Origin of the sequence: Phaeobacter italicus, from assembly GCF_019801785.1 — a bacterium.
In the GTDB taxonomy this organism is placed as follows: Bacteria; Pseudomonadota; Alphaproteobacteria; order Rhodobacterales; family Rhodobacteraceae; genus Phaeobacter; species Phaeobacter italicus.
On sequence record NZ_JAHVIJ010000011.1, the window covers coordinates 1 to 13568 of the forward strand.

10 protein-coding genes are annotated in these 13568 nt (G+C 64.2%); 6 read left to right on the plus strand and 4 right to left on the minus strand.

Annotated elements, in window-relative coordinates; all coding sequences use genetic code 11:
- The coding region (locus tag KUV39_RS18275) for a type I secretion system permease/ATPase (RefSeq protein ID WP_222460592.1) at positions 1–1119 on the plus strand (1119 nt) is incomplete at its 5' end.
- A complete protein-coding gene (locus KUV39_RS18280; protein ID WP_050673218.1) occupies positions 1116–2543 on the plus strand; it encodes an HlyD family type I secretion periplasmic adaptor subunit in 1428 nt (475 codons plus the stop codon). The genes KUV39_RS18275 and KUV39_RS18280, both read left to right, overlap by 4 nt.
- 333 nt (positions 2544–2876) lie before the next feature.
- On the opposite strand, the gene KUV39_RS18285 is transcribed toward KUV39_RS18280, so the two are convergent.
- The gene (locus tag KUV39_RS18285) at positions 2877–3893 is read right to left on the minus strand and encodes a replication initiator protein A (protein ID WP_222460593.1); all 1017 of its coding nucleotides are present in this window, start codon (positions 3891–3893) and stop codon (positions 2877–2879) included.
- Positions 3894–4501: 608 nt separating this feature from the next.
- Here KUV39_RS18285 and KUV39_RS18290 point away from each other — a divergent pair.
- Both KUV39_RS18290 and KUV39_RS18295 read left to right on the plus strand, forming a co-directional pair.
- Complete coding sequence (locus tag KUV39_RS18290; RefSeq protein ID WP_050673242.1) at positions 4502–5908, plus strand: AAA family ATPase; 1407 nt, start codon at positions 4502–4504, stop codon at positions 5906–5908.
- Between the two features lie 105 nt (positions 5909–6013).
- Positions 6014–7162: a ParB/RepB/Spo0J family partition protein gene (locus KUV39_RS18295; protein ID WP_222460594.1), complete on the plus strand. Its 1149-nt coding sequence runs from the start codon at positions 6014–6016 to the stop codon at positions 7160–7162.
- Between the two features lie 88 nt (positions 7163–7250).
- Here KUV39_RS18295 and KUV39_RS18300 read toward each other — a convergent pair whose 3' ends face one another.
- Positions 7251–8555: a UDP-glucose dehydrogenase family protein gene (locus tag KUV39_RS18300; protein WP_050673221.1), complete on the minus strand. Its 1305-nt coding sequence runs from the start codon at positions 8553–8555 to the stop codon at positions 7251–7253.
- A gap of 335 nt (positions 8556–8890) precedes the next feature.
- Positions 8891–9901 (minus strand): NAD-dependent epimerase/dehydratase family protein, encoded by a 1011-nt coding sequence (locus tag KUV39_RS18305; protein ID WP_222460595.1) that lies wholly within the window; start codon positions 9899–9901, stop codon positions 8891–8893.
- Between the two features lie 249 nt (positions 9902–10150).
- On the opposite strand from KUV39_RS18305, the gene KUV39_RS18310 reads away from it, so the two are divergent.
- Complete coding sequence (locus tag KUV39_RS18310) at positions 10151–11185, plus strand: glycosyltransferase (RefSeq protein WP_419555550.1); 1035 nt, start codon at positions 10151–10153, stop codon at positions 11183–11185.
- 18 nt (positions 11186–11203) lie between these two features.
- Here the strand turns inward: KUV39_RS18310 and KUV39_RS18315 are convergent, their stop codons facing one another.
- Entirely contained in the window at positions 11204–12079 is an 876-nt protein-coding gene (locus tag KUV39_RS18315; RefSeq protein ID WP_168578069.1) for an ABC transporter permease, read from the minus strand.
- A 122-nt stretch (positions 12080–12201) separates the two neighbouring features.
- Between KUV39_RS18315 and KUV39_RS18320 the strand changes: the two genes are divergently transcribed.
- Positions 12202–13563 (plus strand): KpsE/RkpR family capsule polysaccharide export protein, encoded by a 1362-nt coding sequence (locus KUV39_RS18320; protein WP_222460596.1) that lies wholly within the window; start codon positions 12202–12204, stop codon positions 13561–13563.
- Positions 13564–13568 lie beyond the last annotated feature (5 nt).

Sequence of the window (13568 nt, forward strand, 5' to 3'; positions counted from 1 at the left end):
CTCTTTGGCACCCTGGTCACCGACCGGGTGGCGCTGATGACCTCATTGGCCAAGGCCACCCGCATGGGGCTGCAGATCGCCGTGCTGGGCGTGGGGGTGGTTCTGGTCATCAACAACCAGCTGACACCGGGGCTGATGATTGCCTCGTCCATCCTGCTGGGGCGGGCGGCAGCCCCGGTGGAGCAATCCATCGCGGGCTGGCGTGCCTTGCTCAAGGCGCGCAGCGCCGTCGCCCGGCTCAATCTGCTCTTGGCCCATGCCGAAACCGAAGGCGCGCGGATGGAGCTGCCGGACCCGGATGGCCGGCTGTCTGTCGAGGGCGCCACCGTGGTGCTGCCCGGTCGCCAGGATCCGCTGCTGATGGACATCACCCTGACCCTGCAGCCCGGCCATGCGCTGGGGCTGATCGGGCCGTCCGGGGCGGGCAAGACCACATTGGCGCGCGCGCTGGTGGGGCTGCAGCCCCTGGTGCGGGGGCATGTGCGCATTGATGATGCCGCGCTCACCGATTGGGACCCGGAACAGATCGGCCGCCACATCGGGTTTCTGCCCCAGCAGGTCGAACTGTTTCGCGGCACCATTGCCGAAAACATCGCCATGATGGACCCCGGCGCCAAACCTTCGGATGTGGTGGCCGCGGCCAAACGCGCCCGCGTGCACGAGCTGATCCTGGCGCTGCCCGGCGGCTATAACGCCGAGGTGGGCCCGCGCGGCAGCTATCTCTCGGCAGGGCAGCGCCAGCGCATCGGTCTGGCGCGCGCCTTCTTTGGCGATCGCAAGCTGATCGTGCTGGATGAGCCCAATGCCAATCTCGACCCCGAAGGCGAAGAGGCGCTGGCCTCGGCCATCGAAGCCGCCTGTGCACGGGGCGCCATTGTGGTGGTGGTGACGCATCGGCTCAATCTGCTGCGCCGGGTCAGCCATGCAGCGCTGCTGCAGGACGGCCGCATCGCCCGCTTTGGCGAGGCGCGCCAGATCATCGAAGCCGCCACCCAACCCCTCAGCCGCCATCAGGGCGATCCGGGGCAAGATCCCAAAGTCACCCCCCTGGCGCCGCGCCGCGCGGCCCGCCAGGGGCATGACGCCGACAGCACCGCCGCAGAAGGAGCCCCGTCATGACCCGCACAGACAACCATGCTCCCGGGCAGAACTCCGGGCGTGATCTGGCGCCGCGCGCCACAACCGATCCCGACCTGCCGGGCGGGTTTCAGGATCTGATGCCCGATGGCTTTACCCTGCCCCGCACCCCGCCCACCCGCGTGCGCCAATTGGTGATGTGGATGCTGGTCTGCGGCTTTGGCCTGTTTGGCGGGCTGGTGGTCTGGGCCAGCAAGGCCGAGCTGACCAGCGCCGTGGTGGCCCCCGGCAGTTTCTCGGTGGCCGGTGACCGGCTCAGCGTGCAGCATCTCGAAGGGGGCATCCTGCGGGAAATCAATGTGAGCGAAGGCGATCTGGTGGCAGAAGGCGATGTGATTGCGGTGCTGGACGGGCGGCGGATGCGCGCCAGCCGCGCCATCGTGATCAGCCAGCTGACCAGCTATCTCGCCCAGGAGGCCCGGCTGAAGGCCGAACTGGCCGGGGCGCAGGAGATCGCCATCACCCCAGAGCTGGACCGGCTGATTGCCGACAGCCCCGAACTGATCTCGCTGTTTGAGGTCCAGCGCGATGTCTTTGACAGCAACCGCGCGCTTTATGAGGGCCAGACCAGCATCCTGCGCGAGCGCATCAGCCAGCTGCGCCAGCAGCTGAACGGGCGGGCGGCCCGGATTTCTGCGGTGGAACATCAGCTCACCCTGGTGGCCGAGGAAATCCAGGATCTGCACACGCTCCTGCAAAAAGGGCTGGTCCCCAAAACCCGCCTCAGCGACCGGCAGATGCAGCAGACCGGGCTGATGGGCACTCTGGGCGCGCTGGAGAGCGACCGCGAGAACATCCAGATCCGCATCGCGGAGATGGAAGAGCGCATCCTGCAGGTCCACCGCGATACGGTGAACCGCATTTCCGGCGAAACCCAGATGGTACAGGAGCGCATTCTGGATCTGCGCCAGCGGCTGGATGCGGCAGATGATGTGATCGAACGCCAGATCATCCGCGCGCCGCGCGCAGGCCGGGTGGTGGAGCTGGCGATCAACACGCTTGGCCAGGTGATCAATCCCGGCCAGAACATTCTGGAGCTGGTGCCCTCGGGCAGCGATCTGATCCTGGAAACCCGGGTGTCGCCCACCGATATCGACGAGGTGGTGCCCGGCGGCAGCGCGCGGGTACAGCTGAGCGCCTATAGCTTCCGCTCGACCCCGCCGGTGTCCGGCACCGTCACCATGGTGGGGGCCGACAGCATTGCCGATGAAACCAGCGGCGCGCCCTATTACCGGGTTCATATCCGCATCGCTCCTGAAGAGCTGGCAGCACTGCCCAACGTCAAGACCCTGCCCGGCATGCCCGCCCAGGCCATGATCGAGACCGGCCGGCAGACGCTGGCGGATTACCTGCTGAGCCCGGTTCTGCGCAGCATGTCCAACGCGCTGCGGGAAGGAAATGGCTGACCGATCTGCGGCCCGTCCGCATGGCTCTTTGGCTTTGATGCGGACAGGCAGCCATATCAACGGCAATCCTGGGGGGGAGACGCCGGTCAGCCAGCCCCGCCCGGCAGATGTGTCTCTGCCGGGCGGTTTTTTTCACGGGGGCAAAATAGGTCCGGATCGGACCAAATGTTTCGCGTGCGAAACATTTAGACAGACATGCTGACCTAATTGCATGCAGACCTGGATGTCAGGGCCCAAGATGTCAGGGCACGGGATATCAGGGCCCAGGATGTCGCAAAAACAGGCTCTGTGTCAGGGATGGGCCAATGGGCTGGGGCAGCCTGTTGGCCGGTCTCAGTCGCTGAGGCGTTTTTTCACCCAGCCCACAAATGCCGCATCCGCCTTGCGCAGCCGCGGGCTGCCAGAGCGGCGCCACATCGCGCGCCACTCCGCTTCCAGCGCATAGACATCCGCCCCCGGCATCAGCGCGCGCGCCGCCTCCAGCGCCTCCTCGCTCAGCACCGGCGGGCGCTGGGTCGGATCGACCACCTCATGTTTCTGGCTGAAGCGGATGATGTCGCCGGGCCGTTCCTCCAGCGCGTAATCCGGCAGGGGCTGGGCTGCGATCATGTCGCGCAGCATCTTGCGAAACACCCGCCGCGGAGAGGCGGAGCCGGATTTCTTCAGGAGGGTTTCCACCGAAATCTGCCAGCTGTCCTGGCGCCCGCAATGTTTGCGCGCCAGCTCGTAGATGCGTCGCTCCAGCGGTTTCCTGAGACGAAAGTAATCGCGGCTGAGCGTCAGCACCGATTTCGACAGTACCGCGCGATAGATCCATTCGCTGAGCGTCACCACCACATTGACCATGCGCCCGCCGCGCGCCTTGCGCACGATTTCCCAGCTTTCGATCAGGCCGAAACCGCTGGTCACCTCCTGGCCGCCGGTGACGATATTGGTGGTGATGCGGGTGCCTGCCAGCCGCTCAAAGGCTTCGCGCAGACGGCGATAGGCATCGCCCGAGGTCTCGCGGTTGGTCGCCACCAGCAGATCATGAGCGGTGAGATGCAGCGTGCGGCTGACCTGCCGTCCTGCATTTACCGCCGCCATCAGCTGGCTGATGCAGAAGATCAGGATGTCCTTGTCGTGGATCGTCGCCAGCCCCTTGACCGAGGGCACCACGGTGATCTCGGCACCGTTGTGTTCGTAGTTCAGAATGCGCCGGTCGGGCCGGGTGCCCAGAGAGAACAGCGGATGCTCCATCGAGGCGAGATCGTTTTTGGGGATCGCATCAAAGATATCGCAGAGAAAGAAATCCCCCCCCTGCGGCGCGCTGCCCCCTGCGCTCATCTGGCCCGTGATCTGGCCTGCCATCGTACTGTCCCGTCTGCTCTGCCCGCCCCCCGCTTTGCGGGCCTTATGGCCTCTTTCGGGGTGACTCGCGTCTTCGTGGTTTTGATTACGCTCACCCTAGAGTTATCCACACCACTTCTCAACGGGGGTTCAGAGTCACCCTGTCGGGGGTTCAGAGTCATTTCATCGGGGTTTCGGAATCACATGGGACAAAAATTCTGCCCGGAAGCCCAATAAAAAAAGGGCTTTGCGGAAAGGCCGCTTGCGCTCTAACTTATAAATAACTCAATAATAACATACACAAAAAATTTCCACGCTCTCTCAGCCCTGCGGTCCCGCCCCTGAAAGACGCCTGGAAATCCGCTGCAACCCCCTGATTTGCTAAGAAAATTCAAAAAGCATGCGCATATTTCTTTCATGTGCGCTGTTTTATGCTATGACAGGAAAAAGGCAGCACATGCAGGCACGGGGCTCTCTCCCCTCTCACCGGACGCGACAGTCTTCAGATCGCGCTCTTGCCCTCATCCCTGCCCCAAAAGTTGAATACACCGGCCCCGCATATGGCCGGTCTCCTGGCGCCTCTTGGCGCAAAGACGATCAGACAGGACCAGCAGGCGAGGCGATCCGAGATGGCACGAGACAGTTTGAAGAAAGACGCAGGCACCCCCCTGCCCCCCTATTTCAACATCGACCCCGATGTGGCCCTTGCCGATCTTGAGGCACCCACCAGCACCGAAGGTTTTGCCGAAATTGCCGAGGCCTGCGCCCGCGGCCGTGCGGATCTGGCAAGCCGGGGCATGAACGAGGAAGGGCGCAAATCGCTGCGTCTGTTTTCGACCTGGGAAATCACCCGCTATCTGATCCCCGTCGCCCAGGCCCATTTCCGCCGGGTGCTGAAAGCCAACCCCGACCTGCCCCAGGGCAAATCCGAAACCGAGGGCGGCGCCAAATGGTTCACGCTCGACGAGGTGCTGCGCCTGCGCGCCCATTTTGCCGCCCAAGGCTCCAAGGCCAAGGATTACACCCCCTACCGCCCCGAGGGCCTGCCCGCCAAGATGGTCGCTGTCGCCAACTTCAAGGGGGGCGTCGGCAAGACCTCTACCGCGGCCCATCTGGCGATGTCGGCGGCGCTGGATGGCTACAAGGTGCTGGTGATTGATCTCGATAGCCAGGGGTCGATGACCTCGATCTTTGGTGGCCGCGTCGAGGATGAATGGCAGACCGCCTTTCCGCTTCTGGCGCGTCATTACGGCGATCATCTGCGGCTGGAAAACCAGCGCCGTCTGGATCGCGGCGATGCCCCCCAGCCGCTGGATGACAGCCTGTCGGCCGCGATGGAGATGACGGCCAGGGACGTGATCCAGCCCACCCATTGGCCCAATATCGATCTCATCGGGGCGCAGCTCAATCTGTACTGGGCGGAATTCCAGATCCCGGTCTGGCGGATGGCGGCGCGCTCCTGGAAGCTGTGGGATGCGCTGACCGAGCGGCTGGAGGCCGATGGCGTGCTGGATCAGTACGACGTGATCTTCATCGATACGCCGCCCGCGCTTGGCTATCTGACCATCAACGGGCTGTCGGCGGCGGATATCCTTCTGGTGCCGATGGGGGCCTCGTTCCTGGAGTTCGACAGCACGGGGCGGTTTTTCGACATGCTGCATTCGACATTTGCCTCCATCGAGGAGGGCGAGAACCTGGCTGCGCGCGCGCTGGGGCGGCCGGAGATTGCCTTTGAATGGGATGCGGTGCGCACGGTGATCACCCGCTATGACAGCGCCCAGCAGGGCGAACTGGCGGCGCTCATGCAGGCCTATCTTGGCCCCACCCTGTCGCCGCACCGGCAGGATTACACCGCGCTGATCGGCCAGGCCGGCGAGCAGGTCAACGGCATCTACGAGGCCGATTACCGCGACTTCAACCGCGAAACCTATGCCCGTGGCCGCGAGACCTTTGATGCCACCTATGCGGCGTTCAAGCGGCTGTTGCTGGCGGTGTGGCGGCGCGAGGCGTTGCAGACCCAGCGCGCGGCCCAGTAACGGCAGATACGGATTAGGATGCCATACTGGGGGCACAACGCGGAGACAGAGGCCACGGGCCGGCATTCCGCCCCACCCCAGACGGCGCTGTAGGAGACCAGACATATGGCAAAACGCAAACGTCTTTCACCGGCACAGAACAGCTATCTCAGCCCCTCGGCGGGGCGCACAGGGCTTGGAGGGCCGGGGACGCTGTCGTCGCCGCCCATTGCGCAAGTGGCCTCTGAGGCGGCGGCTGAGGGCGCGCTGCAGGAGCTGACATCGGTGCTGGAAAACGCCCGCGCCAAGGGGCTGCTGGTTGAAGAGATCCCGCTTGACGCCATTGACGAAACCCATCTGGTGCGCGACCGGCTGGAACAGGACGAGGAAGAGATGGCGGCGCTGGCCGGGTCCTTGCGCGCCCGTGGCCAGCAGACCCCGATCGAGGTGGTTGCCCTGGGCGGACATGCGGCGGGCAAGACCCATGGTCTGATCTCCGGCTGGCGGCGCCTGACGGCGATGCGCAGGCTTTATGCGCAAACCAATGATCCCGCCTTTGCCACCATCAAGGCGCTGGTGATCCAGCCCGAGAGCGCCGAAGAGGCCTATGTGGCGATGGTCGAGGAAAACGAAATCCGGGTAAACCTGTCGCATTACGAGCGCGCGCGCATTGCGGTGCGGGCGCTCAGGGAGGGGGTTTATACCAGCCAGAAATACGCGCTGCAATCGCTCTTTGCCAATGCCACCCGCGCCAAGCGCTCCAAGATCGGCAGCTTTGTCACCCTGGTCGAGGCGCTGGATAGCGAGCTGCGCTTTCCCACCGCGATCCGCGAGAAACTGGGTCTGGGGCTGGCGCGCGCCTTTGCCCAGAGCCCCGATTTTGCCCGGGAGGTGGCGCAGGCGCTGCGCGATCGGCCCTGTGCGGATGCCGAAGAGGAACAGACGCTGCTGAGCGAGCTGCTCGCTGCCCATGAGGCCGGTGGCACAGAGGTGGACTCTGGCGTGGACACAGCCCCTGCCCCCTCGGCAGGATCGGCCCCCGCAGCGGCGCCGACGCAGGCCCCCACAGCCGACCGTCCTGCGCTGACCCCGCGGGTGCGCAGCCTGGATCCGGCCGATCAGATCGGCGAGGGCGAACGGGTGAGCATGCCTGCAGGCGCAGGGGTCTATCTCGGCTTTACCCCCTCGCATCAGCGGATCGAGCTGACAGGCCCTGGGGTCGACACGGCGCTGATGGCCGATCTCAAGGCCTGGCTGCGCCAGCGCGGTCGCTGAGCCCACCAGAAGAGAGCGAGACGAAAAAAAGACCCTGATACGGCTGTATCAGGGTCTTTTTCATGCAGAGCTGTCAGGGGGTGTCGGATCAGCGCCCAACAGCGATATAGGTTTCAAAACCCGCCTGCCGGGCGGATTTGGCGGTGTAGATATTGCGCAGATCCACCATGCGGGGCTGGGCCATCTTGCGCGCCAGCGCCTTGAGATCGAGGGCGCGGAATTCATTCCATTCGGTCAGCAGCACCACCAGATCGGCATTGCGCGCCGCCTTGTAGGGATCGTCCTCCCATTTGACCCCAGGCAGGAGATCGCGCCCCTCGGCCTCGCCCTGGGGGTCCACCACCCGCACCTTGGCGCCGCCGCCGATGAGGGCCGGCACGATGGTGAGGCTCGGCGCCTCGCGCATGTCATCGGTATTGGGTTTGAAGGTCACACCCAGAATGGTGATGGTCTTGCCGTTGAAACTGCCGTCGCAGGCGTCGCGCAGCTTCTCCAGCATCCGCGCCTTGACCTCGTGATTGACGCGCATCACGGTTTCGGTGATCTGCATCGGATAGGCATGATCCTGACCGATGCGGGCCAGCGCGGCGGTGTCCTTTGGAAAGCATGATCCGCCATAGCCCGGGCCTGCATGCAGGAACTTGTTGCCGATGCGCCCGTCCAGCCCCATCCCGCGCGAGACCTCCTTGACGTCGGCCCCCACCCGTTCGCAGAGACCGGCGATTTCGTTGATGAAGGTGATCTTGGTCGCCAGAAAGGCATTGGCGGCATATTTGATCATCTCGGCGCTTTCGAGATCGGTGGTGAGGATCGGGAAATCGCGCAGGTAAAGGGGGCGGTAGATCTCTGCCATGACCTCGGCGGCGCGGTCGTTCTGCACGCCCACCACCACCCGGTCCGGGCGCATGAAGTCATCAATCGCCGCCCCTTCGCGCAGGAATTCCGGGTTGGACGCCACGTCGAATTCCGCCGCGGGGTTGGATTTGGCGATCACCTGTTTCACCTGCCGGTTGGTGCCCACCGGCACGGTGGATTTGGTCACCACCACGGTATAGCCCTGCAGGGCGGCGGCGATCTCTTCGCTGGCGGCCATCACATAGGTGAGATCGGCATGACCATCGCCGCGCCGCGTTGGGGTTCCGACCGCGATGAACACCGCATCCGCCGCAGCAACGGCCGTGGCCAGATCATCGGTAAAGGACAGCCGCCCCGCCGCCACATTGCGCGCCATCAGATCCTCGAGCCCCGGCTCGTAGATCGGCACCTCACCCGCCTGCAGCCGCGCGATCTTGGCCGCGTCCTTGTCGACGCAGACCACATCATGGCCAAAGTCGGAAAAACAGACGCCGGAGACCAATCCGACATATCCGGTGCCAATCATTGCAATGCGCATGGGGGTGGTCCTTTGCTGTTGCCTCATGTCCCCCGCTTGAGCTGGCGGAGTGTTGGGCATCAGACATATACGTCCGGGCAAGGGGCGGGAACCGGAATTTTGCCCGGATCACAAGCTGATGAGGGGGCGGGATCGGGCGCATGGGGGGCGGATCAAAATAGGTCCGGATCGGACCAAATGTTTCGCGTGCGAAACATTTGGTCAATCATGCTGACCTAATTGAGGAGGGTGCCCTGATCCCGATTTCACGGAAATCGGGAGGCCTGCGGCGCGAGTATTTGGGGAAAGATGACAGCTCGGCGGCGCATGTCGCCCCGGATCAGCCCTGCCCTGGATCAGTCTTGCGGCTCGCCGTAATACGCCCGGTACCAGGCAACAAACCGCGCGACGCCCTCTTCGACGCTGATCTGCGGTTCATAGCCGGTGAGCTGGCTCAGCAACCGGGTGTCTGCCCAGGTGGCCGGCACGTCTCCGGCCTGCATCTCCATCAGGTTTTTCTCGGCGGTGATCCCCAGCGCGGTTTCCAGCGCGGCGATATAGTCCATCAGCGGCGTGGGCTTTGAGGCCCCGATATTGACCACCCGGAACGGCGCGACAGGGCTGAGGTTGTCCTGCTCCGAGACCGGCTGATCCCCCGGCACCGCGTCGATCAGCCCGGTGATGCCGGTGACCAGATCATCGATATAGGTGAAATCCCGGCTCATGTGCCCGTGGTTGTAGACATCGATCGCCTCACCGGCCTCGATCGCCCTGGTGAATTTGAACAGCGCCATATCCGGCCGACCCCAGGGGCCATAGACGGTGAAAAACCGAAACATCGTGGTCGGCAGACCATAGAGATGGGCATAGGAATGGGCCATCGTCTCGCCCGCCTTCTTGGTGGCGGCATAAAAGGACATCTGATGATCGGCCTGCTGACGCTCGTCAAAGGGCATCTGCGTGTTGGCCCCATAGGCCGAGGAGGTGGAGGCGATCAGCATATGCGCAGGCGGATGGGCGCGGGCGGCCTCCAGAAGCTCAAACGTGCCGATCAGATTGGCCTCGAGGTAGTCACGCGGCGCCTCGATGGAATGGCGCACCCCGGCCTGGGCTGCGAGATGGATCACCGCATCGGGCTTGTGGGTGTCAAACAGCCCCATCAGGCGACCGGGGTCTTCCAGCTTGCCGATCACCGGCGTGAAGCGCGGGTTGTCCGCCAGCATCGCATGGCGGCGTTCTTTCAGGGTGACGTCATAATAGGGGGACAGACAATCAAGCCCCACAACCTGCCAGCCTGCGGCCAGAAGCCGGGCCGCGAGATGGTAGCCGATGAAGCCGGCCGAGCCGGTGATGAGAGCGGTTTGCATGGCTCTTAGGTGGCCTGTGCGGGCGGGGCTGTCAAATGCTTCCTGTGCGGGCAGGGGGCAAATTTGCCAGTTCAATTTACCCCCCGCGACAGGTATGAGTGCGCTCCAACGGGCAGAGCCCATTTTGATGATCCAAAGCCTCCGCCCGCCTGACGGCGCGGAGCGCGCAACCAGGAGCATGTGCCGCCTGTGTCCAAGCCCCAGTCTGAAACGGCATCCGAGATGATGCCGGATGTGATGTCAGAACCCATGTCCGCCGAGACCCCGGCGATAGCTGCAGGGCCCGAGCCTGCGGGCGCGGGTGCGGCCGGACGACTGGTGGCGGTGGTGGTGACTTACAATCGCCTGGACAAGCTGAAAGTCACCCTGGAGCGGCTTTTGGACAGCCCGGCCGAAGATCTGGCCGCGCTGGTGGTGGTGGACAATGCCTCGGATGATGGCACCGGCGCCTGGCTGAGGGACTGGGCGGCAGGGCAGCCGCGCGCCGATGTGCTGCACAGCGAGATCAACCGCGGCGGGGCAGGGGGCTTTGCCCTTGGCATGGCGCGCGCAATGGAGCAGCACGCCCCGGACTGGCTGGTGGTGATGGATGATGATGCCCGCCCGGCCCCGGCTGCGCTGGCGGCGTTTCAGGCCATGGGCGCGCGCGGTGATCTGGCCGAGTGGGACGCGCTGGCGGCCGCGGTCTATTTCCCGGCCGGCGGGATCTGCGAGATGAACCGCCCGTCGCGCAATCCGTTCTGGAGCTTTGGTCATTTTCTCGCGACCGCGCGCAAGGGGCGGGATGGGTTTCACATCCCCCACAGCGCCTATGACGCGGCAGAGCCCTGCGCCATTGATGTGACCTCCTTTGTGGGGTTCTTCATTTCCGCAGCGGCGGTGCGGCAGGTGGGCTATCCGGATCCCGACCTGTTCATCTATGGCGATGATGCGCTTTACACGCTGGGGCTCAGCGCGCGGGGGGGGCGGATCGGCTTTGCGCCGAACCTGCGATTTGAACATGACTTTTCGACCTTTACCACCGGCGACAGCGGCCAGCGGTTCCGCCCGTTGTGGAAGGTCTATTATCACCACCGCAATCTGCTGCTGCTTTATCGCAAGGCTGCGGGGGTGTTCTTTTGGCCGGCGCTGTGTCTGGTGCTGCCCAAATGGATCCTGAAAGTGCGCCATCACCACGGCGTGCGCCGCGCCTATCTGCGCCTGACCTGGCTTGCGGTGCGCGATGGGCTGCTGCGCAAATTGGGCCGCAGCCACGCCGAGATCCTGGCCCAGGCGCGCGAATAGCCGCCGGGGCGCAGGGGATCAGCGGTTCAGAATGACCCGGTGATAGCGGCGCATCAGGATCAGGCCCATGGCCACCAGACCAAGCCCCAGCAACAGCACATAGGCATGGCTGACATAGGCTGCATTATATGTGGGATAAAAGCCGGTGCGCATCAGCCCGGTGATATGGATCAGCGGATTATACCACATGATGTCCTGGGCCACCGGGGGCAGGTCTTCGTAGATGTAGATCACGCCTGAGGCCAGAAACAGGGGGCGGGTGATGATGGACCAGGCCACATCCCACAGGGGAAACAACCCCATCAGCACGGCATTCATGCAGCCCACGCCAAGCCCCAGAACCATGGCCAGGCTGATGGCTTCCACGATCGGGGGCAGATCGGTCAGGGTGCGGCTGTCGATGACCGACAGGATGCCGGTGATCAGCAGCGCGGTGATGACGATGCCGGTGAGGCTGTTCAGCACAAAACGGGCAAGGATCGCATCCAGCCAGGTCACTGCCGGGTAGCGCAGCAGCGGGCGCGAGTAGTTCAGGGCCCGCGCCACGGTGGCCGACAGCGTCTGATAGAGATTGAAGGGCAGAAAGCCCGAGGCGTAGAACAACAGGAAACTGGTGCCAAGCGAGGGCGTCCGGATCACCAGTGAAAACCCTACCGACAGAAACAGGATGGCAGCCAGCGGTTCGAGGATGCTCCAGACATAGCCACCGGGGGTGCGCCCGTAGCGTGTCGACATTTCGCGCAGCACCAGGGCGGCAACCGTGCGCAATGTCGCCAGACGTCGCCGGTTGCGATGCGGGTTGACCGAGGGGGAAAGCGCCTGCGGGATCGCCGCCGCAGGGGGCGGAGCTGCAGGGGAAACCGCCGGGCGGGCAGAGGGGGATGAATTGGCCATGGCGCCCTCGTGAATACCCATTGTGAAAGGCGAAGTCTGAGCGGTATTATGCGGGAAACAAACGGGAATGACAAACGGCTTGAGGTGGGAAACTGCCACATGCAAGCCGGGACAGGTTGATCATGACACAGACCCCCCCGGCCCGCCTCAGCGGTGCCTCAGCTGATGCCGAGACCGCCCCTGGCGAGACATCTCAGGCAGAGCGGGACGCAGAGGCAACAGCCGTCGACAGACCCAAGCTGACGCCTGCCAAACGGCTCAAGAAAGCGCGGTCGCGGGCCCGCAAGGCAGAGGCTGCGGTGGCCGAACTGGAGGCCCGCATTGCCGAGGTCGAGCAGCGCCCCGCCTATCCGCTGGCGCGCCCCGCCAGCATGAAACGGCGCCACTGGGGTCTGGTGGCCAGCTTTGTGGCGCTGGTGCTGGTGCCGCTGGCGGCGGTGATCTTCTATCTCTGGGTGGTGGCCGAGGATCAATATGCCTCGACCGCAGGCTTTACCGTGCGCAGTCAGGAAAGCAGCGGCGCCAATGATCTCCTTGGGGGGCTGGCGCAGTTTGCAGGCAATAGCACCGCTTCGGACAGTGATATTCTCTATGAGTTCATCCAGAGCCAGGAAATGGTCGAGGCGGTGGATGGCGCGGTGGATCTGCAAGGCCATTACAGTTCGGTCTGGCCGCGCGACTGGGCGTTCGGGCTCTGGCCTGAGGCCACGGTGGAGGATCTGACCTGGTACTGGCAGCGCATTGTCGGCATCTCCTTTGACAGTGGCTCGGGCCTTATCGAGGTGCAGGCGCTGGCCTTTGATCCCGACACCGCCCAGGCGATCACCCAGGCGGTGGTGCGCGAAAGCCAGATCCGCATCAATGCGCTCAATGAACAGGCCCGCGCCGATGCGATGCGCTATGCGCAGGCCGATCTGGACGAGGCGCTGGAGCGGCTGAAGGCTGCGCGCCTCGCGCTCACCCAGTTTCGCACCCGCACCCGCATCGTGGATCCCGAGGCCGATATCCAGGGCCGCATGGGGGTGATGAACAACCTGCAGCAGCAGCTGGCCGAGGCGCTGATCCAATATGATCTGCTGCGTGGCACGGTGGGCGAGAATGACGTGCGCCTGAAACAGGCCCAGCAGCAGATCGACGTGATCCGCGACCGCATCAATATCGAGCGGCAGACCTTTACCTCCAACAATACCGACACCGGCGGCGTCGGCGAGGACTACCCGTCCCTGATTGCAGAATTTGAACGGCTCACGGTGGATCGGGAATATGCCGAGGAAAGCTATCGCGCGGCGCTGACGGCACTGGAGGTGGCACGCGATGATGCCGCCCGCCAGAGCCGCTATCTGGCGACCTATATCAACCCCACCCGCGCCAGCGAGGCCGAATACCCCCGCCGCAGCGTGCTGGCGGCGCTGGCCGGTCTGTTCCTGCTGCTGGCCTGGTCGATCATGGCGCTGATCTATTATTCGATCCGCGACCGCAGCTGAGCCGG

What these genes read in the sequence shown, in the direction of transcription:
- KUV39_RS18280 (WP_050673218.1), top strand. Translation starts at nt 1,116, where the DNA reads ATGACCCGCACAGACAACCATGCTCCCGGGCAGAACTCCGGGCGTGAT.
- KUV39_RS18285 (WP_222460593.1), bottom strand. Translation starts at nt 3,893, where the DNA reads ATGGCAGGCCAGATCACGGGCCAGATGAGCGCAGGGGGCAGCGCGCCG.
- KUV39_RS18290 (WP_050673242.1), top strand. Translation starts at nt 4,502, where the DNA reads ATGGCACGAGACAGTTTGAAGAAAGACGCAGGCACCCCCCTGCCCCCC.
- KUV39_RS18295 (WP_222460594.1), top strand. Translation starts at nt 6,014, where the DNA reads ATGGCAAAACGCAAACGTCTTTCACCGGCACAGAACAGCTATCTCAGC.
- KUV39_RS18300 (WP_050673221.1), bottom strand. Translation starts at nt 8,555, where the DNA reads ATGCGCATTGCAATGATTGGCACCGGATATGTCGGATTGGTCTCCGGC.
- KUV39_RS18305 (WP_222460595.1), bottom strand. Translation starts at nt 9,901, where the DNA reads ATGCAAACCGCTCTCATCACCGGCTCGGCCGGCTTCATCGGCTACCAT.
- KUV39_RS18310 (WP_419555550.1), top strand. Translation starts at nt 10,151, where the DNA reads ATGTCCGCCGAGACCCCGGCGATAGCTGCAGGGCCCGAGCCTGCGGGC.
- KUV39_RS18315 (WP_168578069.1), bottom strand. Translation starts at nt 12,079, where the DNA reads ATGGCCAATTCATCCCCCTCTGCCCGCCCGGCGGTTTCCCCTGCAGCT.
- KUV39_RS18320 (WP_222460596.1), top strand. Translation starts at nt 12,202, where the DNA reads ATGACACAGACCCCCCCGGCCCGCCTCAGCGGTGCCTCAGCTGATGCC.